The sequence below is a fragment of the Mycobacterium sp. MS1601 genome (assembly GCF_001984215.1).
In the GTDB taxonomy this organism is placed as follows: Bacteria; Actinomycetota; Actinomycetes; order Mycobacteriales; family Mycobacteriaceae; genus Mycobacterium.
The window spans coordinates 3,512,977-3,534,339 of record NZ_CP019420.1; the positions used below are offsets into that span (position 1 = coordinate 3,512,977).

General features: G+C 67.0%; 19 protein-coding genes, 1 tRNA gene and 1 pseudogene. 7 read left to right on the forward strand and 14 right to left on the reverse strand.

Translation table 11 applies throughout. From position 1 onward, the window contains the following. A complete protein-coding gene (locus BVC93_RS17095) occupies positions 1-1,179 on the reverse strand; it encodes a M24 family metallopeptidase (RefSeq protein ID WP_157516965.1) in 1,179 nt (392 codons plus the stop codon). A 75-nt stretch (positions 1,180-1,254) separates the two neighbouring features. On the opposite strand from BVC93_RS17095, the gene BVC93_RS17100 reads away from it, so the two are divergent. From BVC93_RS17100 to BVC93_RS17110, 3 genes are read left to right on the forward strand one after another with little or no spacing between them, the layout of a single operon-like run. Next, the gene (locus tag BVC93_RS17100; RefSeq protein ID WP_083738513.1) at positions 1,255-2,319 is read left to right on the forward strand and encodes an alpha/beta hydrolase family protein; all 1,065 of its coding nucleotides are present in this window, start codon (positions 1,255-1,257) and stop codon (positions 2,317-2,319) included. Between the two features lie 58 nt (positions 2,320-2,377). After that, complete coding sequence (locus BVC93_RS17105) at positions 2,378-3,334, forward strand: ATP-binding cassette domain-containing protein (RefSeq protein WP_083738514.1); 957 nt, start codon at positions 2,378-2,380, stop codon at positions 3,332-3,334. After that, the gene (locus BVC93_RS17110) at positions 3,331-4,149 is read left to right on the forward strand and encodes an ABC transporter permease (protein ID WP_083738515.1); all 819 of its coding nucleotides are present in this window, start codon (positions 3,331-3,333) and stop codon (positions 4,147-4,149) included. Before BVC93_RS17105 ends, BVC93_RS17110 begins: the two co-directional genes overlap by 4 nt. Before the next feature lie 2 nt (positions 4,150-4,151). Here BVC93_RS17110 and BVC93_RS17115 read toward each other — a convergent pair whose 3' ends face one another. Then, a complete protein-coding gene (locus tag BVC93_RS17115; protein ID WP_083738516.1) occupies positions 4,152-4,424 on the reverse strand; it encodes a hypothetical protein in 273 nt (90 codons plus the stop codon). 79 nt (positions 4,425-4,503) lie between these two features. Beyond that, a complete protein-coding gene (locus BVC93_RS17120; RefSeq protein ID WP_083738517.1) occupies positions 4,504-5,316 on the reverse strand; it encodes an FAD:protein FMN transferase in 813 nt (270 codons plus the stop codon). A gap of 144 nt (positions 5,317-5,460) precedes the next feature. On the opposite strand from BVC93_RS17120, the gene BVC93_RS17125 reads away from it, so the two are divergent. After that, positions 5,461-6,501, forward strand: coding sequence for a 4Fe-4S binding protein (locus tag BVC93_RS17125; protein ID WP_083738518.1), 1,041 nt, complete (start codon positions 5,461-5,463; stop codon positions 6,499-6,501). Positions 6,502-6,530: 29 nt separating this feature from the next. On the opposite strand, the gene pth is transcribed toward BVC93_RS17125, so the two are convergent. The 8 genes from pth to BVC93_RS17165 form a co-directional block, all read right to left on the reverse strand. Continuing rightward, positions 6,531-7,109: an aminoacyl-tRNA hydrolase gene (pth, locus tag BVC93_RS17130; RefSeq protein WP_083738519.1), complete on the reverse strand. Its 579-nt coding sequence runs from the start codon at positions 7,107-7,109 to the stop codon at positions 6,531-6,533. A 12-nt stretch (positions 7,110-7,121) separates the two neighbouring features. Beyond that, entirely contained in the window at positions 7,122-7,772 is a 651-nt protein-coding gene (locus tag BVC93_RS17135; protein WP_083738520.1) for a 50S ribosomal protein L25/general stress protein Ctc, read from the reverse strand. Between the two features lie 152 nt (positions 7,773-7,924). Beyond that, positions 7,925-8,794: an oxidoreductase gene (locus tag BVC93_RS17140; protein WP_083738521.1), complete on the reverse strand. Its 870-nt coding sequence runs from the start codon at positions 8,792-8,794 to the stop codon at positions 7,925-7,927. A 10-nt stretch (positions 8,795-8,804) separates the two neighbouring features. Beyond that, positions 8,805-9,458: an LpqN/LpqT family lipoprotein gene (locus tag BVC93_RS17145; RefSeq protein WP_083738522.1), complete on the reverse strand. Its 654-nt coding sequence runs from the start codon at positions 9,456-9,458 to the stop codon at positions 8,805-8,807. Beyond that, entirely contained in the window at positions 9,455-9,793 is a 339-nt protein-coding gene (gene arsC, locus BVC93_RS17150) for an arsenate reductase (glutaredoxin) (protein ID WP_083738523.1), read from the reverse strand. The genes BVC93_RS17145 and arsC overlap by 4 nt, the downstream gene beginning before the upstream one ends. After that, positions 9,794-10,774: a ribose-phosphate diphosphokinase gene (locus BVC93_RS17155; protein WP_083738524.1), complete on the reverse strand. Its 981-nt coding sequence runs from the start codon at positions 10,772-10,774 to the stop codon at positions 9,794-9,796. An 87-nt stretch (positions 10,775-10,861) separates the two neighbouring features. After that, entirely contained in the window at positions 10,862-12,331 is a 1,470-nt protein-coding gene (gene glmU, locus BVC93_RS17160; RefSeq protein ID WP_083738525.1) for a bifunctional UDP-N-acetylglucosamine diphosphorylase/glucosamine-1-phosphate N-acetyltransferase GlmU, read from the reverse strand. 50 nt (positions 12,332-12,381) lie between these two features. Continuing rightward, a tRNA-Gln gene (locus tag BVC93_RS17165) sits at positions 12,382-12,453 on the reverse strand. A gap of 75 nt (positions 12,454-12,528) precedes the next feature. On the opposite strand from BVC93_RS17165, the gene BVC93_RS17170 reads away from it, so the two are divergent. Beyond that, positions 12,529-13,122, forward strand: a complete 594-nt coding sequence (locus BVC93_RS17170) for a TetR/AcrR family transcriptional regulator (protein WP_192860394.1) — start codon at positions 12,529-12,531, stop codon at positions 13,120-13,122. A gap of 295 nt (positions 13,123-13,417) precedes the next feature. On the opposite strand, the gene BVC93_RS17175 is transcribed toward BVC93_RS17170, so the two are convergent. From BVC93_RS17175 to BVC93_RS34555, 3 genes are all read right to left on the reverse strand, one after another. Continuing rightward, positions 13,418-14,611, reverse strand: coding sequence for a diaminopimelate decarboxylase family protein (locus BVC93_RS17175; protein WP_083738527.1), 1,194 nt, complete (start codon positions 14,609-14,611; stop codon positions 13,418-13,420). A gap of 72 nt (positions 14,612-14,683) precedes the next feature. Beyond that, positions 14,684-15,451, reverse strand: coding sequence for a hypothetical protein (locus tag BVC93_RS34550; RefSeq protein ID WP_157516966.1), 768 nt, complete (start codon positions 15,449-15,451; stop codon positions 14,684-14,686). After that, complete coding sequence (locus BVC93_RS34555; protein ID WP_192860019.1) at positions 15,448-16,194, reverse strand: PGRS repeat-containing protein; 747 nt, start codon at positions 16,192-16,194, stop codon at positions 15,448-15,450. Before BVC93_RS34555 ends, BVC93_RS34550 begins: the two co-directional genes overlap by 4 nt. 495 nt (positions 16,195-16,689) lie before the next feature. On the opposite strand from BVC93_RS34555, the gene mfd reads away from it, so the two are divergent. Both mfd and BVC93_RS17190 read left to right on the forward strand, forming a co-directional pair. Then, on the forward strand, positions 16,690-20,337 hold the full coding sequence (gene mfd / locus BVC93_RS17185; RefSeq protein ID WP_083738528.1) for a transcription-repair coupling factor: 3,648 nt from the start codon (positions 16,690-16,692) through the stop codon (positions 20,335-20,337). Next, positions 20,334-21,313, forward strand: a pseudogene (locus BVC93_RS17190) (nucleoside triphosphate pyrophosphohydrolase). The gene mfd and the pseudogene BVC93_RS17190 overlap by 4 nt, the downstream one beginning before the upstream one ends. Positions 21,314-21,363 lie beyond the last annotated feature (50 nt).

Here is a 21,363-nt window from a genome sequence, read left to right on the forward strand (position 1 = left end):
TCAGCCATCGATGCGGCCCAGCCCGCGCGGGAACTGGTGCAGCCGGGCACATCCGGTGGCGGTGATCTCGAAGAGCTCACCGGTCTGCACCCCGATCCGGCCGTCGGGGGTGGTGACGTTCGGCTGCACCACGATCGTCATGCCCTCGGCCAGCGGCAGCGTCGGCAGCGCTTCCAGAGTGCGGCTGCGCGAACCGAACACCGGCGGCAGGTAGCCGCCGCCCAGACCGTGCACCAGGTCGTCGACGGTGGTGAAGCCGGCGTCTTCGATCACATCGGCCGCCGCCACGATCTGTTCGGGCAGCACTCCCGGGGCCAGCATGGCCTCGATCCGGCTCAACGCCGCGTCGGCCACCTGGTGCAGTTCGGTGACCAGGGGTGTGGGTGGCTCGGCGACGGTGAAGGTGCGCAACAATTGTCCCGGGTAGTCCAGGCCCACCGCGGTGCTCAATTCGCAGGCCAGCACATCACCACGGTTGACCACCCGGCCGCTGGGCCACTGCGACGGCACACATTGTGCGGGCTCGGCCATGGCGGTGAGCGCGAAATAGTGGATGTAGTTGGTGCCACCGTGGGCGAGGTAGCTGTCCTCGACCAACGCGCCGAGCTCGTATTCGGTGCTGCCTGCATGGGTTCCGTCCCGCAGCGCCGCGCAGGACAGATCGGTCAGGTGCGCCGCAGCGCGCAACCACGCCAACTCCTCCGCCGACTTGCACAGCCGCATCCTGGTGTAGGAGCCGTTGAGATCTGCAAGGCCGCCGATGTTTTCGCGCAGGGCGGTGTGCATCCCGAACGGGACGGCGCCCACCACCGCCACCTCGCCGCCGACGGCGCCGCGGCGGCGCAGCTCGTCGAGCAGCGACGCGGTGGTGGACCCGGCCCAGCGTACGTCGGCGGCCGGCGCCAGAGCGCGGGCCTGGGGTACGTGGTTGAAAAAGTGCACCAGCAGCGTGTCGGGTTCGCCGATGGTGTGCACCACCACTGCTTCCCGGGTGACCGGCCAGCCTGTCAGCCACTGCACCGCACTACCGGACCGGTTGGCCCCGTAGAGCACACAGTGCCGCACCCCCGCCGCCGCCAGAGCGGCATCGAGAACCTCGGTGCGACGGCTCATCTCGTCGGCCGAGAACGTGGGCCGGCTGGGGCCGGCCAGGACGTCGAGTGGGTGCGCTCCGGTCATCAGCGAAACGTAGTGCACTGTACTGCTATCGGTCAAACATGTTGTTGTGCAACATAACTGAGGAGATGAGGAAAGATGGCCCAGGATGAACTGGTCGCCTCGGCGATTGCCCACTGGGGTCCGCGGTTCACGGTCAACGGTGTCACCGTCGCCGATTTCGAGCGGGTGACCGCGCGGGTGCAGACCTGGCCGCAATGGTGTGCGTCGTGGGTGGCCGCAGGTGCTGAGCACGAGGAACTCGGGCGTACCGCGCTGGCGGAGGGCCGACTGACCTCGGCGGGTGAGCACCTGGCGCAGGCCGCGGTCTATCACCACTTCGCGAAGTTCGTGTTCGTCGTCGACGTCGACGAGATGAAGGCCGCACATCAGCGGGCGGTCGACTGCCTCGACGCCGCGCTGCCGTACCTGGACCCACCTGGCCGTCGGCTCGAGCTGCCCTTCGAGCACAGCCGGCTGGTCGGCATCCTGCGGGTTCCGGACGGGTCGGGCCCGCACCCAGTGGTGGTGATGCTGCCCGGGCTCGACTCGGCCAAGGAAGAACTGCGCTCCACCGAGCAGGGGTTTCTCGACCGCGGCATGGCCACGCTGGCACTCGACGGCCCCGGGCAGGGGGAGTCGGAGTACGACTTCCCCATCCGCGGCGACTGGTCGGCGGTCGCGGAGTTGATCTGGCGCACGGTGTCGGAGGCGCCGGAGCTCGACGAGTCCCGGTTGGCGGTCTGGGGTGTCAGCCTGGGCGGTTACTACGCGCCCCGGGTCGCCGCGGCGCTCGGTGACCGGGTGTCGGCCTGTGTGGCACTGGGTGGCCCGTTCAACTTCGGCTCGGTCTGGGAGGGTCTGCCGCAGCTGACCCGCGACACCTTCCGGGTGCGGTCGGGCACGTCCACCGACGCCGAGGCCCGCGACGTCGCCCTGACCCTGGGCATGGACGAGGTGGCTGCCGATGTGGTGGCCCCGCTGCTCATCGTGTTCGGTCGCAAGGACCGTCTCATCCCCTGGGAGCAGGCGGTGAAGCTGCGCGATGCGGTATCCGGCCCCGTGGAGCTGCTGATGTTGGAGGACGGCAACCACGGGTGCGCCAACGTCGCGCCGTGGCATCGGCAGCGGACCGCCGACTGGCTGGCGGCGCAACTGCGGTGAGCCCGGCGGGGCGAAAATTCTTGGAGACCTGTCGGTGGCACCGGCTACCGTCGACAGCATGCCCGACGCCGCCATCGAGGCCATCGATCTGGTCAAGAAATTCGATGCTTTCACCGCCGTGGACGGGATCAGCTTCACCGTCCCGCAGGGCACCGTCCTGGGGCTGCTCGGTCCCAACGGTGCCGGTAAGACCACCACCGTCCGGATGATGACCACCTTGACGGTGCCCACCTCCGGGACTGCCAGGGTCGCCGGTTTCGATGTCCTCCGTGAGCCCGAGCAAGTGCGCCGCAACATGGGGTTGACGGGCCAGGCCGCCACGGTGGACGAGTTGCTCACCGGGCGGGAGAACATCCGGATGATCGGCAGCCTGTACGGGCTGCGGCGCAAGGAGCTCGACCGGCTCGGGGATCAGCTGCTGCACCAGTTCTCCATCGCCGATTCCGCCGACCGCGTGGTCAAGGGCTACTCCGGCGGTATGCGGCGCCGGCTGGATCTCGCTGTCAGCCTCATCGCGGCTCCTCCGGTGCTCTTCCTCGATGAGCCGACCACCGGCCTGGACCCGCGGTCGCGCAGCGAGCTGTGGGAGGTGCTGCGTCAACTGGTCGCCGACGGCACCACCTTGCTGCTCACCACGCAGTACCTGGAGGAGGCCGACCAGCTGGCTGACGAGATCGTGGTGGTCGATCGCGGGCGCATCATCGCGCAGGGCACCCCGCTGCAGCTCAAACAGCAGGCGGGCAACGCCAGCCTGGTGGTCACCGTGTCGCACGCCGCAGATCTGGAGATCGCCCGGTCGCTGATCGCCAGAACCGGAGCCGAGGTCCACGTCGATGTCGGTGCGCGCCGGCTCACCGCCTCCGCCGAGGGACTGGAGGCCATGACCCGGGTGGCCGGCTGGCTGCAGGAGAGCGCGATCGAGGTCGACGACATCGGTCTCACCCGCCCCAGCCTGGATGACGTGTTCCTGTCGTTGACCGGTCGCACCAGTACGGCCGAGGAGGTGCGCGTATGACCACCCGCCCGCAGATCAGGGCGACGTCGCTGGCCTATCAGTCCTGGGTCATGGTGAAGCGCAACCTGATCCACACCAAGCGCATGCCGGAGATGTTGTCTGACGTCACCGCGCAGCCCATCATGTTCGTGCTGTTGTTCGCGTTCGTTTTCGGGGCGTCCATCACCAACACCGGGGGAGCCTCCTACCGTGAGTTCCTGCTGCCCGGGATCCAGGCGCAGACCATCGTGTTCTCCGCGTTCGTGGTGGCCTCCGGTATCACCGCCGACGTGGAGAAGGGCATCATCGACCGCTTCCGGTCACTGCCCATCTCCCGGTCGTCGGTGCTCATCGGCCGCAGCATCGCCAGCCTGATCCATTCCTCCATCGGCATCGTGGTGATGGCGTTCACCGGACTGGCCATCGGCTGGCGTATCCGCAACAGCGTCGCCGAAGCGGTCCTGGCCTTCGCGCTGGTGCTGGTGTTCGGCTTCGGGATGATCTGGTTCGGCATCCTGGTCGGCTCGCTGCTGAGGTCGGTGGAGGCGGTCAACGGTGTCATGTTCACCGTGCTGTTCCCGGTGACGTTCCTGGCCAACACTTTTGTGCCCACCGAACCCATGCCGCACTGGCTGCGCGTCATCGCCGAATGGAACCCCGTGTCGTCGCTGGCGCAGGCCATGCGCGAGCTCTGGGGCAACGGGCCGCCAGCACCGGTGGATGCCCAACTGCCACTGCATCATCCGGTACTGGCGACCATCTTGTGGTCGCTGGCCATTACGGCCGTGGTGGCCCCGTTTGCTTTGCGCGCGTATGCCAAGCGGACGTCGGACTGAGCTCAGTCGTCGATGTAGACGTGCGGGCAGCTCAGGTCGACATAGACGGTGCGCAGTGCATCATTGGACAGTGGGCGGACGGCGTTGACGGAGCACTGCGAGAGGGGTCCGTTGCGTGATCCGTTGATCTGCACGTTGTAACCCTGACTGCGCAGCTCCTGAATGGTTGTGGTTGCCGACGACCCGCTGGGAGCGGCAAATGCATTGCCGGCCAAGCCGATTGCTGCAGGAATAACGGCGGCGAAGGACAGGGTGGCGTAGAGGTGACGCTTCATGGTTTACTCCTTGTGGTTGAGAGAGCGGACGGGTGTGCAGACCCTCCGCCGGGTTTGATTACCAGCTGTCGGTTTTCACCTATTTGGTGAACAGCGCACCGGGGAAGGTGCGCGAGATCTCGGCGTGGCCGTCGTGAAACAGCCTGATGTAGGAGAATCGAAAGTACCGGGCCAGTCGCGACGGCGGTGTGGAGAACAGCTCCTTTCCAATGGCATTGGCGGTGGCGGCCTCGGCGGCCACCACCCAGGTGGCGCACACGGAGCCGTCTGATTCGGCGGCCGTCGCGCACAGGGCCTGGTCGGTGACCGTGGCGACGCCCACTGCCAGGCTGGGGTCATCGGGATGTCGCAGTGCGATGGGCAGCGGAACCGACCCGCTGTGCCGTATCCCGTTGGTCGTGTTGATCACAAAATCGTCTGCTCCGAGACGGTGGAGTAGTTCGGTGACCAGGTCCACCAAGTGGCCTGTCCCGGCGGCACCGACATCGATGGACAGTGCCCTGCGGGTGGTCAGCGTGGTTCCGGAATGCGCGACGTCGCAGACCCATGAGGGGCTGTGCGCGCCGTCCGGCGATGCCATCATCGGAGCGCCGGCTCCGCCGGTGGCGGCGGACACTGCGTCGAACAGGCCGAAAAGCCGCTCTGCTTCCGGAGGGAACTCGAAGCTGCCCCCGTCGCGCCGGCTGATCGTGCGCAGCAGGGAGTCGGTATCGGACTGCGAGAAGCTCCGGTGATGCTGCTGCACCAGTTCGGTGATCGCTGTGATTGCCCGCTGGGCCAACGGCTGCGCGGTCTCGATGCCCGCCTCGCCGTCGGATACCGGAAAGGTGAACCGGCGCTGGTGTTCTCGTGAGTGGGCGGCGGGTGTCACGACGGACTGCAGGTGTGTCATCAGTGGTCCTCAGCTAGGTGGTGGGCCGGTTGACATCAACGCTATCGGCGGGCGGGCGCGGCGCCCAGGACTCCATAGGAAGTCCATATGCGGCCAGTTCAGGGCGGCTCTGGACAGCTAGGTATATATGTCTATACTCAGCCTATGGCAGGAAAGATCTCGCCCCGCATCGCCGACCATCCGACGGTGCGCGCGGTGCTGGCGCGCAACAGGGCGAAGCCCGGTGTCATCGACGCCGACTGGCTGCGCCAAGTCTGTCTCGATGCGGGTGCCGATGACGTGGGCTTCGCCAGTGTTGCTGACCCGGCGCTGGCCTCGGAGTCGCACCATGTCGAGGCCGCGCTGCCTGGCGCCAGGAGCTATCTCTCGCTGGTGGTGAAGATGAACCGCGACAACGTGCGCTCGACTGCTCGCAGTGTGGCCAACCAGGAATTCCACCGGACCGGCGAGATCATCAACGGGGCGGCGCACCGCATCACCCGCGCACTGCAGGACGCCGGCCACCGCGCGCTCAATCCGTCGGCCACGTTCCCCATGGAGATGGACCGGTACCCGGGCCGTATCTGGGTGGTGGCTCACAAGCCCGTCGCCGTGGCGGCGGGGATGGGGGTGATGGGTATCCACCGCAACGTCATCCACCCGCGGTTCGGCAACTTCATTCTGTTGGCCACCGTCATGGTGGATGCAGAGATCAGCAATTACTCTGTGCCGCTTGACTATTCACCCTGCCTGGAGTGCAAGCTGTGTGTCGCGGCGTGTCCTGTCGGTGCCATCGGCAAGAACGGTGAGTTCGATTTCATGGCGTGCTCGGTGCACAACTACCGTGAGTTCATGGGCGGTTTCACCGACTGGGCGCAAACCATCGCAGACAGCGCTGACGCACGGGATTTCCGCGAGCGCGTCACGGATTCGGAGAACGCGTCGATGTGGCAGAGCCTGTCGTTCAAAGCGAACTACAAAGCGGCGTACTGTCTGGCTGTCTGCCCGGCCGGAGAAGAGGTCATCGAACCGTATCTCGAGGACCGTAAGGGCTTCATGGATCTGGTGCTGAAACCGTTGCAGGACAAGGCGGAAACGCTGTACGTGCTGCCCGGCTCAGCGGCCCAGGCGCACGCCCAGAAACGCTTTCCGCACAAGCCCGTCAAGGTCGTCGACAGCGGGATCCGGGGCCCCCGCCGGGGCTGACCCACCCGCTCGGGGAGTGGTGGAGGCACTCAGGTCCAGGCGTGTACCTGGTTCTGGGCGGGCTCGATGCCCAACTGCACCAACAACTCCGCGGCATCGGCGGCCTGCTCACAGATCACGCCGAGTTCGGGGCGCTCGCGGGAGTTGAACGGCTCCAGTACAAAAGCCGCGCCGGACTTGTTACCGGGAGGCCGTCCGATGCCCACCCTGACCCGATGAAAATCTCCTGTGCCCAACGCTGAGGACACCGACCGCAGCCCGTTGTGCCCGGCGGCACCGCCGCCGAACTTCAGCCGGATCCGGCCGAAGTCGATGTCGAGCTCGTCGTGCACGATCACCACATCAGCGGGGGCCACGGAGTAGAAACTGGCCAGCGGCCCGACCTGTCGGCCGGATTCGTTCATGTAGACCCGCGGCTTGGCCAGGATCACGGCCTTGCCGCCGAGGCGGCCGGTGGCCACCTCGGCGCCAGAGCGTTTGTGCACCTTGAACTTCTCGCCCAGCCTGTCGGCCAGGACGTCGACGACCATGAACCCGATGTTGTGCCGGGTCTTGGCGTAGTCCGGCCCGGGATTGCCCAGGCCGACCACGAGCATCGGTTCGGCCATGTCGAGGTGTGACTACTCGGACTCTGCTTCGGCGGAAGCGTCCTGGGCCGGAGTCTCGGCTGCTCCGCCTTCGGCCTCGCCGCTACCTTCGGCGTCCAGGTCCTCCTCGGTGGGAGCCTCCACGATGTTGACCACCAGGGTCTCGGGATCCGAGATCAGCGACACACCCGCGGGCAGTTCGATCTGGGCAGCGGTGATCTGGGTGCCGGCCTCGACGCCCTCGACGGACACCGTGAAGCCTTCGGGGATGGACAGCGCCTCGGCTTCGATCTCGATGGTGCTGGCATCCTGGGTCACCAGGGTGCCGGGGGCGGCGTCACCTTCGATGGTGACGGTGACCTCGACGGTCACCTTCTCGCCCTTGCGGACCACCAGCAGGTCGGCGTGCTGGATGTTGCGGCGGATGGGGTGGATCTCCAGCGACTTGGTGAGCGCCAGCTGCTCGGTGCCTTCGACGTCGAGCACCAGGATGGCGTTGGTGCCGGAGTGGCGCAGCACGGCAGCCAGCTCCTGCGACGGCAGCAGCAGGTGCTGGGGGTCGGTGCCGTGGCCGTAGAGGACCGCGGGGACCCGGCCTTCGCGGCGGGCCCGGCGGGACGCGCCCTTGCCGGTCTCGGTGCGGACCGACACGGTCAGTTTGTTGGAAACGGGGCCTTTGGCCATGAGACTGCTCCTGTGCTTGTGTGAAAAGTAGGCACAGCGAGAGCAGAAGAATCCGCAGTACTTGCGGGTCTCCGTCGATAACGGTGGACACCATCCACCCTCGCCGTGACGCCCGGCAAGGTTAACGCACCACCACGGGAGAAGAGAAATCGTCAGAGTGGGAACCGGGTGCCGGTGAGCTGCTCGGACAGCTCCCACAGCGCCGCGGCGGTGCGGGTGTTGCGGGCCAGCGGGCTGCGGCCGACCGGCTGGGAGGGCCCGCGACTGCCGAACCGCGGTCCGATGAAACTGTCGCCCGGCACCGCCTGCGACGCAGCGAACAGCGTCTGGCGGGCGCCGAAGGAAGCGTCGGTGGCCAGCAGCTTGTTGGCGGCCAGCCACACCGGGGTGCCGATCTTGTTACCCGTCTGGCCCTGCAGGTTGGTGGCCGAGTACCCGGGGTGCGCGGCCACCGCCCTCAGCGAGGACCCCGCGCGGTCGAGCTTGCGCTGCAATTCGCTGGTGAACAGCAGGTTGGCCAGCTTGGACTGCCCGTAGGCGGGCCAGGCGAAGTACGGCCGGGATCGGTAGTTGAGATCGTCGACGTGCACCCGGCCGATCAGGTGCATCATCGACGACACCGTGACCACCCGGTCGGTGAGCTTGGGCAGCAGCAGATTGGTGAGGGCAAAGTGCCCCAGGTGGTTGGTGCCGATCTGGCTCTCGAATCCGTCGGCCGTCTCGGCGTAGGGCACCGCCATGATGCCCGCGTTGTTGATCAGCACATCCACTGCCTCGACACCGTCGGCGAAGGCCCGCACCGACGCCAGTGACTGCAGATCCAGTGCCCGCACCTCGACGTCACCCGTCATCGCGGCGGCGGCCGTCTCACCTTTGGTGGTGTTGCGGACGGCCAGGATCACGTTGGCCCCGACCCGGGCCAGTTCGCCTGCGGTGACCTCACCGAGGCCGCTGTTGGCTCCGGTGACGATGACGGTGCGTCCGGCGAACGACGGCAGATCTGCGGCAGTCCATGAGGTCATGCCTGACAGGTTAACGACGAACTGTCACGGTGAAACCCTTGATGACCTCTTCGATCGGATCGGATTGTGCGACGGCTTGATTGGCCAGCGTGCTGGCGGTGAACTGAATCAGATAGCGGTCGAAGTTCGCGGTCACCGGGATCACCACCCTGTTGTAGGTGTGCACCCGCTGCCCGTCGGGGGCGTCGTAGCTGCCCTCGATCATCGCCGACGGGAAGCCGCCGAAGTCGTCGAATGACTCGCCGAGCTTGGTGAAGTTCTTCGACATGGTGGCATCGGCATTGGCGTGCTTGATGGCCTCGGCGACGTCGAACCCGCCCCACAGTTTGAAGGCCATCACCATCGCGTTGGGGTAGTGCGCCGTGGAGTCGACGGGTCGGATCAACCGCACGTCGCGCAGGTCCGGGTCGTCTGCGCTCGCCCACCCGTCGGGCACCGGCAGGGTCACCGTCACATCCCCCAGGCCGTCGACGGGCAGGGGTTCCCCGGTGACGCCCAGGGCTTCCAGGTACTCGTAGAACGGCGTCGGCTCCTCGGTGGAGGTCTTCGGCGTCGGGGTGGACACGGTGGGACTGTCGGTCCAGATCGATTGGTAATCAGGCGTTTCCGCGCCGCAGGCGCTGACCAGCAGCGCCGCGGCCAGCGCGGCCACGCCGACTTTCACAGAATCTCGCGCACCGCGTCGATCGGGCGGGCCAGCCGGGTCCCCTTGGCGGTGACGACGAACGGCCGCTCGATCAGGATGGGATGCTCGGCCATGGCATCCAGCAGTTCGTCATCGGAGGCGTCGGCCAGACCCAGCTCGGCATACAGGGATTCGCGTTTGCGTACCGCGGTGCGCACGTCGATCCCGGCGTCGGCGATCAGCGCAGCCAGCTCGGTCCGCGAAGGCGGTGTCTTCAGGTACTGCACCACCGTCGGTTCGATTCCGGACTCGCGCAACAGATCCAGTGTCTTGCGCGACGTGCTGCAACGAGGGTTGTGGTAGATGGTGCTCATCTACGCCGAGCCGTCGAACAGACTGGTCACCGACCCGTTGTCGAACACCTGGCGGATGGTGTCGGCCAGCAGCGGGGCGATGGACAGCACGGTCAGCGCCGGGAACTGCTTGTCTTCGCCGATGGGCAGGGTGTTGGTGACGACAACCTCGCGGGCGCCGCAGTCGGCCAGGCGCTGCGGTGCCGGGTCGGACAGCACACCGTGGGTGGCGGCGATGATGACGTCGGTGGCGCCGTCCTCACGCAGCAGCTTGACCGCGCCGGCAATGGTGCCGCCGGTGTCGATCATGTCGTCGGTCAGGATGCAGGTCTTGCCCCGCACGTCGCCGACCACCCGGTTCGACTTCACCTGGTTGGGCACCAGCGGGTCACGGGTCTTGTGGATGAAGGCCAGCGGAACACCGCCAAGGGCGTCGGCCCACTTCTCCGCGACGCGCACCCGGCCGGAGTCGGGGGACACCACCACCATGTCGTGGGCGGCGTACTTCTCGGCGATGTAGCCGATGAGCAGCTTCTGCGCGCGCATGTGGTCCACGGGGCCGTCGAAAAAGCCCTGGATCTGGTCGGTGTGCAGGTCCACGGTGACGATGCGGTCGGCGCCTGCGGTCTTGAGCAGGTCGGCGACCAGGCGCGCCGAGATGGGTTCGCGCCCGCGGTGCTTCTTGTCCTGGCGGGCGTAGGGGTAGAACGGCACGATCGCGGTGATCCGCTTGGCGCTGCCGCGCTTGAGCGCGTCGATCATCAGCAGCTGTTCCATCAGCCACGAGTTCAGCGGCGCCGGATTGCTCTGCAGCACGAATGCGTCGCTGCCTCGGACGGATTCGTCGAAGCGGACGAAGATCTCGCCGTTGGCGAAGTCGCGGGCCGTCATCGCGGTGACCGGAACGTCGAGTTCCTTGGCGACCTGATCAGCAAGCTCGGGATGTGCTCGGCCTGAGAAGAGCATCAGGCTTTTGCGGTTGTCGGTCCAGTCGTGGCTCACTGTTGCCCTCGCCGGTTGGGGATCAATACGCGCCAATCGTACGTAGCGTTTCTGCGCCTTCGATGCCGGGTTACCGGATTGCCAACGTCAGGTGTCTCCTTCGGGATCTTTCTGGGCGGCCTTGGCTGCTCGGGCCGACGCGGAGTCCGGTCGCTTGCGCTGCACCCAGCCTTCGATGTTGCGCTGCGGGCCGGCTGACACCGCCAGCGCACCGGGCGGGACATCCTCGCGCAGGACGGTGCCGGCGCCGGTGTAGGCGCCGTCGCCAACGGTCACCGGGGCGACGAACATGGTGTCTGACCCGGTGCGCACGTGTGAACCGACGGTGGTGCGCCGCTTGGTCTGCCCGTCGTAGTTGACGAACACGCTGGAAGCGCCGATGTTGCTGTGCTCGCCGATGTCGGCGTCGCCGACGTAGGTCAGGTGCGGGACCTTGGTGCCGGTGCCGATGGTGGCGTTCTTGGTTTCGACGAAGGCGCCCAGCTTGCCGTCGGCGCCCAGGTGGCTGCCCGGACGCAGGTAGGTGAACGGCCCGACGGTGGCACCCACACCGATCGTCGAGGAGCTGCCATGCGTGCGTACGACGGACGCGTGGTCGCCCACGGAGACGTCTTCCAAGGTGGTGTCCGGCCCGACGGTGCAGTGCGTGCCGATCGAGGTGGCGCCCAGCAGCTGGGTTCCCGGCTGCACCACGGTGTCCTGGCCGATGGTGACCTCGACGTCGATCCAGGTGCTGGCCGGGTCGACGACCGTGACCCCGCCCAGTTGGTGGGCCGCCACGATGCGACGGTTCAGTTCGGCGCCCACGGCGGCCAGCTGCACGCGGTCGTTCACCCCGGCGACGAGCATGCTGTCGTCGACGTGTTTGGCGTGCACGATCTGCCCGTCGCCGCGCAGGATCGAGATGGCGTCGGTGAGGTACAGCTCATGCTGGGCGTTGTCGGAGCGCAGCCGATCCAGCGCCGAGCGCAGGGCCGTGGCGTCGAAGGCGTAGACCCCGGCATTGACCTCGCAGATGGCCTGCTGGCTGGGGGAGGCGTCGGCCTGTTCGACGATGGCGATCACTTCACCGTCTTGGGTGCGCAGCACCCGACCGTAACCCGTGGGGTCGGGCAGCGTCGTCGTCAAGACGGTGGCGGCTGCCCTGCCGGAGGGCAGCTCCGCCGTGTGTGTGTCGATCAGGCCGGCCAGGGTGTCGGAGTCCAGCAGTGGGATGTCGCTGGTGGTCACCACGACGGTGCCGTCGAAACCGTCGGGCAGCGCGGTGAGCCCGCACAGCACGGCATGACCGGTGCCCAGCTGTTTGTCCTGGATCGCGACGGTGACGGTGCGGCCCAGTTGCGCTGCCAGCTCGTCCACCGCCGGGGTGATGACCTCACGACTGTGGCCGAGCACGGTCACCAGATGCTGCGGGGACACCTTGGCCACCGCGTGGATGACGTGGGACAGCATGCTGCGCCCGGCCAGCGGGTGCAGCATCTTGGGGATGTCTGAACGCATACGCGTACCGGCGCCTGCAGCCAGCACGATCACAGCGGTTTCGGCTTGATTTGTCATGAAGCTCCGTGCTGATAGTCGCAAGGACTCGCTCGTCCCTCGCTCGCTTGCTCCGTCGCCAGGACTCGAACCTGAACTATCTGAACCAAAATCAGAGGTGCTGCCGATTACACCACGACGGACTATCGCGGCACGGAGTCTATACGCTGATGGCCGTGGCAGCCCCTGACAAAGAGGTGCGCGCCCCGCGGGCCCGGATGACCGGCAGCGAGCGACGGCATCAGTTGATCGAAATCGCGCGCACACTGTTCGCCGAGCGTGGCTACGACGCCACCTCCATCGAGGAGATCGCGCAGCGGGCCAACGTGTCCAAACCCGTGGTCTATGAGCATTTCGGTGGCAAAGAGGGTCTCTACGCCGTGGTGGTGGACCGGGAGATGTCGGCATTGCTCGACGGCATCACCTCGTCGCTGACCAACAATCGCTCCCGGGTGCGCGTGGAGATGGTGACGCTGGCGCTGCTGACCTACGTCGAAGAGCGCACCGACGGCTTCCGGATCATGATCCGCGACTCGCCGGCCTCCATCAGCTCGGGCACGTACTCGTCGCTGCTCAACGATGCGGTGTCGCAGGTGGCCTCGATCCTGGCCGGCGACTTCTCCCGCCGCGGCCTGGACCCCGAACTCGCGCCGCTGTACGCGCAGGCGCTGGTGGGGTCGGTCTCCATGACCGCGCAATGGTGGCTGGACACGCGCGAGCCCAAGAAGGAAGTGGTGGCCGCGCATCTGGTGAACCTGATGTGGAACGGCCTGACCCATCTCGAGGCGGATCCGCACCTGCAGGACGAGTAGGCCGTCGTCTGGCACCTTGAATCACCTGGGCACTCCGGGCGCCCAGACTCCCTCGCACCACGGGCTCAGGACTCCCGCAGGCTTCCCACGCCTTCTCCTTTTGCACTGCCAGTCACTTTCTGGCGGGAATTCGGCTCGAATCCCGCCAGAGAGTGACGCGCTGCCACTCTGTGGACACGCTGTCGCGCTGCGGACCCGCTGTCACTCTGCGGACACGCTGTCGCGCCGCGGTCGGGGCTGGCGTCCCACTGTCGCGCCGCGGACGTGCTGGCGTCCCACAGTCACCGCGAGTCACTCAGCGGCGGAAGTTCGGCCTGAATCCCGCCGCGGAGTGACGCGCTGTCGAGCGGCGGTCGAGGTCGGGGTCGGACAGGGCCTTCAGGCGGCCGTGGCGCAGCGACACCGACGGCGAAGTGGCAATGCCGTGGTTGTAAGCGCCCGAGCCGGCGACGGCGATCAGGTCGCCAGGGTGGACGTCACACGGAAGGTCGGCATCGCCGACGATCTCGACGCCATTGCTGCCGACGATCGTCGTCGGCTGCGACGGCCCCAGTACGTGCCGGTTGGCCAGGGCAGCGGTGCACCGCGTTCCGTAGGGCGCCGAACCGTCGACGGTGACGAGCGTGCCTTTGGTCGACGCCACCCGGTACAGCGTCACTCCGGCCCGGGCGATGAGCCCACGCCCCGGTTCCACCACGACGGTGGGCCGCGGAAACCGCTCGGTCGCGCAGGCTTCGTCCAGGGCGTCGTCAATGGTCAGCGACAGTGTGCGCAGATCCAGCGCCCGGTCTCCGCTGACATAGGGCACGGCGTGTCCGCCGCCGAGGTTGAGTTCGCCGAGGATCACGCCGTGCGTCTTGCGCGCGTCGGCCATGACGCGGATCATCCGGCGCACCATTTGGCCGTAGACCGCGGCGTCGGTGATCTGGGTGCCGATGTGAAAGTGCAACCCCATCGGTCGTAGCCAGGGTTCTCGCAGTACGCGCTGGAGCAGTCCCGGTTGCTCGGCGCTGACGAGGACTTTCTGCGGGTGCCTGGCCAGATAGTCGAGTTCGGTTGCCACGTTGACGACCACGAGGCCGACGCCGGCAGTCACTGCGGCCTCGACATCGTCGCCGTGGAACACGATTCGTGACGGGTCGACGCCACCGGTCAGCGCGGTGGCCAGCTCACCGGTCGAACAGACGTCCACGCCCAGGTGTTCGTCCACGGCCCAGCGAGCCACGGCTGTGGTCAGTAGCGCCTTGCCTGCGTACACCACTTTGGTGCCGGGCATCTCTTTGCGGTAGCGCCTTGCGCGGTAGCGGAAGTCGGCTTCATCCAGCACATGCGCCGGAGTGCCTACCTCGTCGGCGATCGCTGGCAGGGCCACGCCGCTGACGGTCAGGCGCCCGGCTGCGTCGACGCCGGTGCTGCGCGGCCACAGAGTGGGGTCGATCCGCAGCTTCACGGCGTGACGCAGCGACAGGAGGATGTCGCGAAGTGTCATGGTCCTACGGTGCGCCCGCTGGCTGGCAACGGGCACAGGCGTTTACGAGGTTCTGACAGCTTCCTGCGGCAGCTATCCGACGGTCTGTTGGCCGTCGCGTCCGTCGCTGCCGGATTGGGAGCCGCCCTTGCCGCCGGTGCCGGGGGTGCCCTCGGAACCGGTGTTGCCGCCATTTCCGCCGTTGCCGTTGCGTCCGGCGCTGCCGCCGTCGCCGCCGGTGTCGTCGCCGAAGCCGCCGTCGCCACCGTTGCCGGATTTGCCGCCGCCGTTGCCGCCGAGCCCGCCGGAGCCGGAGTAGCCGATGCCTTGACCACCCTTGCCGCCGTTACCGGTTCCGATGGTGCCTGCGTCGCCGCCGTCTCCTCCGTCGCCGATGCCGTAATCGCCGTCGCCGATGCCGGTTCCGCCGTCGCCGCCGTTGCCGGCGCGGTTGCCGCCCTTGCCGCCGTCACCACCGATGCCGCCGTAGGTGCCTTCACCTCGGCCGCCGTTGCCGCCGTTGCCGAATTGGCCGGCATCTCCGCCGTCGCCGCCGACGGCCACCCCGTCGTCGGGGTCGGTGGCAATGGCGTCGCCGCCGTCACCGCCGTTGCCGAGCCCGAAGGCATCACCGCCCCAGCCGGCGACGACAGTGGAGGCGCCTTCGGCGTTGCCGCCGCGGCCGCCGTTGCCGATCAGGGCTCCGCCGTTGCCGCCGTCTCCGCCGTAGCCACTGTCGGCGGTCTCGGAGCCGCCGAAGCCTCCATTGCCGCCGTTGCCGATGGAGATGGCATGTCCGCCGTCGCCGCCTTGGCCGTTGTCGCCGGTGGCGTTGCCACCATGACCGCCGTTGCCCATCATCTGGCCGCCCAGCCGCCATTGCCGCCGGAGCCGTTGTCGGCGTTGGAGTTTCCACCGCGTCCGCCGTTGCCGATCCAGCCGGCATCACCGCCGTTGCCGGCGTCGGCGAAGGCCTCGTTGGCGTCGCCGCCTGCGCCGCCGTTGCCGAACAGGGTTCCGCCCTTGCCGCCGTTGCCCGCTGCGCTGGTGGCGGTGGCAGCTGCTCCTGCTCCGCCATTGCCAAACAGTCCTGCGGCGCCGCCGGTTCCGCCATTGGCGCCGGCGCCGCCGTTGCCCCAGATCAGGCCGCCCCGGCCACCGTTGCACGCCGAGCCGGTGCAATCGGCTGCAGCGTCGACACCGTTGCCGAAGAGGCCGAGCAGCGGCCCGTTGCCGAACACACTCTCGAAACTCGGAAGGCCGGCGCGTAATGCGGCGGTGCTCGTCGAGCCGCAGCTGGTGTGGGGGAAGTCGTAACAGACCCGGGTGTTGTTGAGGTGCCAGGCGAAGATCCGATGGTCGAAGCCGACCATCGTGACGGTGTTTGAGTTGCCGTCGAGATTCAGTCGAAGGCCGACGGAGTCCACGGCGACGGAGTTGTTGTCACCGCTGATGCGGATGTCGTTGGCGTTTCCGTTGATGGACAGCTGGTTATAGGCGCCGGACACCGTGGCCCTGGCTGCGGTTCCAGTGGCGCGGATGTTGCTGCCGTATCCGTCGACCTCTATGGCGGCTCGGTCGCCGGTGGCCACCGCCTTCGTCATGTCGGATATCGCGACGGCTCGGGCATCGGCGCCCACAGCAATGGAAGAGGAGTCGTTTTGGGTAGATGTGGCGAACGCCGACCCGCTTTGGTATTTCATCTCACCATTGATCGAAATCGCGAGATGCCCACCGGTCGGTGCCGACGGCGTGGCCGCACTGGCCACCAGCGGCGATGCGAGGCCGACGCCTACCGCGGCCGCCAGAATTCCGACCCTACCCACACCCGTACGCGCCATTACTGCCTTCCGATTGTCAGCCAGAGAAGCTGAAAGATTTGCTCAAGCCTGACCTAGGTCGTCACAAGCCCAGGCGAACGGTTGGTTGACCGAATCTGCATACTCAGTGAACCAGCATGTCAAGGGTATTTCTGAAAACCTGGATCAAAATAGCAGGCAAGTCAATTGTGCACATGGGAAATGAATCGGAATGTGCTCTGCAACGTCAGGCCGCTCCACTGACGAGGCCGTCGACTCCGCGCCTAGAATGGGTGCATCATGACCGCACCGGGGCACCCTTCTGTCCAGACCCCGATCGCGGGTCTCGTTGATCTGGCGCTCACCGCGCCCACCTTCGCCGACCTGATCGACCGCGCTGCGCAGCGCCCCGAGGAACTGAAGCTTGTCGGCCCCAGCAGCGCCCAATTGTTCGTCGCCGCTGCTCTGGCGCAGCAAGGCCCGCTGTTGGTGGTCACCGCCACCGGCCGGGAGGCCGACGACTTGACCGCCGAACTGCGCGGCGCATTCGGCGACGCTGTGGCGATGTTCCCGTCCTGGGAGACGCTGCCGCACGAACGCCTGTCACCAGGGGTGGACACCGTCGGCGCGCGGCTGATGCTGCTGCGCCGTCTCGCCCACCCGGACGACGGGCAACTGGGACCGCCGCTGCGGGTGGTGGTGACAACGGCTCGCTCACTGCTGCAGCCGATGACGCCGGGGTTGTCCGACGTCGAGCCTGTGACCCTGGCCGTCGGCGCGGAACTGGACTTCGACCAGACCATCCACCGGCTGGTGGAACTGGCCTACACCCGTGTCGACATGGTGGGCAAGCGCGGCGAGTTCGCAGTGCGGGGCGGCATTCTCGACGTGTTCGCACCGACGGCCGAGCATCCGGTGCGGGTGGAGTTCTGGGGCGACGAGATCACCGAGATGCGGCTGTTCTCCATCGCAGACCAGCGTTCTATCACCGAGATCCCCACCGACCACGTGGTGGCGGTGCCGTGCCGGGAACTGCTGCTCACCGAGGGTGTCAAGGAGCGCGCCGCCATGCTGGCCGGCAGTATGCCCGCCACCGACAACACCGTCGCGGGCAGCGTGGGCGACATGCTCGCCAAGCTCTCCGAAGGAATCCCGGTGGACGGCATGGAGGCGCTGTTGCCGGTGCTGGTTCCCGACGAGCCGGCGCTGCTCACCGACCAGCTGGCCCCGGGAACACCGGTGCTGGTGTGCGATCCGGAGAAGGTGCGTACCCGCGCCGCGGATCTGATCAACACCGGCCGCGAATTCCTCGAGGCGTCATGGTCGGTGGCCGCCATCGGCGGTGACGCGCCCATCGACGTCGAACAGCTCGGCGGCTCGGGGTTCCGGGAGCTGGGCGAGGTGCGTGCGCAGGCCCGCAAGGCCGGCCACCCCTGGTGGACGCTGAGTCAGTTGCCCGACGAATCCGCGATCGAGCTCGAGGTCAGATCAGCCCCGTCGGCGCGCGGCAGCCAGGCCAATGCCGAAGAGATCTTCGCGATGCTGCGGGCGCACTGCGCCACCGGCGGGTTGGCCGCCGTCGTCACTCCCGGCACCGGCACCGCCAACCGAGTGTGTGAACAGCTGGCCGACGCCGACACCCCGGCATCGCTTCTCGAATCCGGTGACCAGCCCAAGCCCGGCGTCGTGGGGGTGCTCAAGGGCCCGCTGCACACCGGTGTCATCCTGCCCGGCGCCAATCTCGTGGTGATCACCGAGACCGACCTGACCGGCAACCGGGTTGCCGCCTCGGAGGGCAAACGCCTTGCCGCCAAACGCCGTAACACCGTCGACCCGCTGGCGCTGACCGCGGGGGACCTGGTGGTGCACGACCAGCACGGCATCGGCAAGTTCGTCGAGATGACCGAGCGGGTGGTCGGCGGCGCCCGCCGCGAATACCTGGTGCTCGAATACGCCAGCGCCAAGCGCGGCGGCGGATCTGACCGGCTCTACGTGCCGATGGATTCACTCGACCAGCTGTCCCGCTACGTCGGTGGCCAGGCTCCGACGCTCAGCAAGCTCGGCGGCAGCGACTGGGCCAACACGAAAACCAAGGCGCGCAAGGCAGTTCGTGAGATCGCCACGGAGCTGGTGGCGCTCTACGCCAAACGCCAAGCGGCGCCGGGATTTGCCTTCCCGCCTGACACCCCGTGGCAGAACGAGATGGAAGACGCCTTCGGATTCACCGAGACGGTGGATCAGATGACGGCCATCACCGAGGTCAAGGCCGATATGGAGCGTCCGGTTCCGATGGACCGCGTGATCTGCGGTGACGTGGGCTACGGCAAGACCGAGATCGCGGTGCGGGCGGCGTTCAAAGCGGTGCAGGCCGGCAAGCAGGTCGCGGTACTGGTACCCACGACGCTGCTGGCCGATCAGCATCTGCAGACGTTCACCAACCGGATGGCCGGATTCCCGGTGACGGTGAAGGGGCTGTCGCGGTTCACTGATCCCGCGGAATCCCGCCAGGTGGTCGACGGAATGGCCGATGGGTCGGTCGATATCGTGATCGGTACCCACCGACTGTTGCAGACCGGGGTGCGCTGGAAAGACCTCGGACTGGTGATCGTCGATGAGGAACAGCGCTTCGGTGTTGAGCACAAGGAGCACATCAAGAGCCTGCGCACCCACGTCGACGTGTTGACCATGAGCGCCACCCCGATTCCGCGCACGCTGGAGATGAGCCTGGCGGGCATCCGCGAGATGTCGACCATTCTGACTCCGCCCGAGGAGCGGTACCCGGTTCTGACTTATGTGGGACCGCACGACGACAAGCAGGTGGGTGCGGCGCTGCGACGGGAACTGCTTCGTGACGGGCAGGCCTTCTACATCCACAACCGGGTCAGCTCCATCGATTCCGCTGCGGCCAAGGTTCGCGCATTGGTGCCCGAGGCCAGAGTTGTTGTGGCCCATGGTCAGATGCCCGAAGAGCAACTGGAGAGGACTGTCGAGGGTTTCTGGAACCGTGAATACGACATCCTGGTGTGCACCACCATTGTCGAGACCGGTCTGGATATCAGCAACGCCAACACCCTCATCGTGGAACGTGCTGACACTTTTGGCCTTTCCCAGCTGCACCAGTTGCGTGGCCGAGTTGGACGCAGTCGCGAACGTGGTTATGCCTACTTCCTGTACTCACCGGACAAGCCGTTGACCGAGACGGCCTATGACCGGTTGGCCACCATCGCCCAGAACAACGAACTCGGTGCGGGTATGGCCGTGGCGATGAAAGACCTCGAGATCCGCGGCGCCGGCAACGTGTTGGGTGCCGAGCAGTCAGGGCATGTCGCAGGTGTGGGTTTCGACCTGTACGTCCGTCTGGTGGGTGAGGCCGTCGAGGCATACCGGGCTGCTGCCGACGGTGAAACAGTCTCCGGCACAGAGGAAGCCAAGGAAGTCCGGATCGATCTGCCGATCGACGCCAACCTGCCGCCGGAGTACATCGGCAGTGACCGCCTGCGGCTGGAGGGTTATCGCCGGCTGGCGGCGGCCACCAGCGACGCCGACGTGGCGGCAGTTGTCGAGGAACTCACCGACCGGTACGGCCCGCTGCCCGACGAGGCGGCGCGGCTGGTGGCGGTGGCGCGGCTGCGGCTGCTGTGCCGCAGCTACGGCATCACCGAGGTGTCGGCCACCGGTGCGGCGGGTCAGCCCTCGACGCTGCGGATTTCGCCGTTGACGCTTCTGGACTCAGGTCAGCTGCGGCTCAAGCGCATGTATCCGGGCGGAACCTACCGCGCCACCACCTCGACCATCCAGGTGCCGATTCCGCGGGCGGGCAGTGGGATTGCCGCACCACGCATCCGTGATCTCGAGCTGGCGCAGATGGTGGCCGATCTGGTGTTGGCATTGGACGGAAAGCCGAAGGGCGAAGTCGATATAACCAAGCTCGAGGGGGTGGCACCGTGACAGTGATACTCGTGGATCCCAGGCGTCCCACGTTGATCCCCGTCGAGGCCATCGAACTACTGGCGGGCGACGTGCAGTACACCGAGGAGATGCCGGTCAAAGTGCTGTGGTCGCTGCGGAATGCGCGACCGGTGTACGCCGGGGACGCTGCCGAGGTGCTGTTGTCGTCGGACTCCCACCACCCGGCGGTGCGAGACCGTATCAGGGCTGGTGAACGGGTGATCACCGCGCCGTCGCCGCAGCCCGGCGAGCGACTGCTCGACGCGGTGGCGGTGATGGACAAGCTGCGCACCAACGGGCCGTGGGAAAGTGAGCAGACCCACGACTCACTGCGCCGCTACCTGCTCGAAGAGACCTACGAGCTGTTCGATGCCGTGCACAGTGGTGACACCGACGAGCTGCGTAACGAGCTCGGAGATGTCTTGCTGCAGGTCCTTTTTCACGCCCGCATCGCTGAGGACGCCGCCGACGGCGCCTTTTCGATCGACGACGTCGCCGACGCTTTGGTGCGCAAACTCCATCACCGGGCCCCGCCGTGCTCGCAGGCGAAAAGGTCACGTTGGAAGAACAGCTGGCGCAGTGGGAGGAGCGCAAGGCATTCGAGAAGAGGTCGGCGAAGTCGGCGTCCGTGGTCGCCGACATGCCCACCGCGCAGCCCGCTCTGTCCCTGGCACAGAAGGTGATCTCGCGTGCACATCAGGCCGGTGTGCCGAGCGAACTCATTCCGTCGGCAATGCTGGCGGTGACGCTGGCGCCTGACGTCGACGCCGAGAATGCCTTGCGCACAGTGGTTCTGGAGTTCTTGGACGACGTACGCTGCGCCGAGAAAGCTGTGGCCGTGGCGCGGGGAGTGTCGTCGGTGGATCCGCAGCTGGGTGTGGTCAGTGAGGACGAGTGGCGCGCCGCCTGGCCCGCTGAAGTGGCCGACGAACTGTCCGAGGACGAACTGGTTGCCGTCGAGTCCGACTCCGAGTAGCAGTCAGATTCACCAGGGTGGTCGATGGATCGCTGACCGTCAAATGCCAA

Coding starts and splice junctions, on each gene's coding strand:
- BVC93_RS17170 (WP_192860394.1), top strand. CDS start 12,529: ATGACCGGCAGCGAGCGACGGCATCAGTTGATCGAAATCGCGCGCACA.
- glmU (WP_083738525.1), bottom strand. CDS start 12,331: ATGACAAATCAAGCCGAAACCGCTGTGATCGTGCTGGCTGCAGGCGCC.
- BVC93_RS17120 (WP_083738517.1), bottom strand. CDS start 5,316: ATGACACACCTGCAGTCCGTCGTGACACCCGCCGCCCACTCACGAGAA.
- BVC93_RS34550 (WP_157516966.1), bottom strand. CDS start 15,451: ATGATGGGCAACGGCGGTCATGGTGGCAACGCCACCGGCGACAACGGC.
- BVC93_RS17125 (WP_083738518.1), top strand. CDS start 5,461: ATGGCAGGAAAGATCTCGCCCCGCATCGCCGACCATCCGACGGTGCGC.
- BVC93_RS17110 (WP_083738515.1), top strand. CDS start 3,331: ATGACCACCCGCCCGCAGATCAGGGCGACGTCGCTGGCCTATCAGTCC.
- BVC93_RS17115 (WP_083738516.1), bottom strand. CDS start 4,424: ATGAAGCGTCACCTCTACGCCACCCTGTCCTTCGCCGCCGTTATTCCT.
- pth (WP_083738519.1), bottom strand. CDS start 7,109: ATGGCCGAACCGATGCTCGTGGTCGGCCTGGGCAATCCCGGGCCGGAC.
- mfd (WP_083738528.1), top strand. CDS start 16,690: ATGACCGCACCGGGGCACCCTTCTGTCCAGACCCCGATCGCGGGTCTC.
- BVC93_RS17100 (WP_083738513.1), top strand. CDS start 1,255: ATGGCCCAGGATGAACTGGTCGCCTCGGCGATTGCCCACTGGGGTCCG.
- BVC93_RS34555 (WP_192860019.1), bottom strand. CDS start 16,194: ATGACGAAGGCGGTGGCCACCGGCGACCGAGCCGCCATAGAGGTCGAC.
- BVC93_RS17140 (WP_083738521.1), bottom strand. CDS start 8,794: ATGACCTCATGGACTGCCGCAGATCTGCCGTCGTTCGCCGGACGCACC.
- BVC93_RS17105 (WP_083738514.1), top strand. CDS start 2,378: ATGCCCGACGCCGCCATCGAGGCCATCGATCTGGTCAAGAAATTCGAT.
- BVC93_RS17135 (WP_083738520.1), bottom strand. CDS start 7,772: ATGGCCAAAGGCCCCGTTTCCAACAAACTGACCGTGTCGGTCCGCACC.
- arsC (WP_083738523.1), bottom strand. CDS start 9,793: ATGAGCACCATCTACCACAACCCTCGTTGCAGCACGTCGCGCAAGACA.
- BVC93_RS17095 (WP_157516965.1), bottom strand. CDS start 1,179: ATGACCGGAGCGCACCCACTCGACGTCCTGGCCGGCCCCAGCCGGCCC.
- BVC93_RS17175 (WP_083738527.1), bottom strand. CDS start 14,611: ATGACACTTCGCGACATCCTCCTGTCGCTGCGTCACGCCGTGAAGCTG.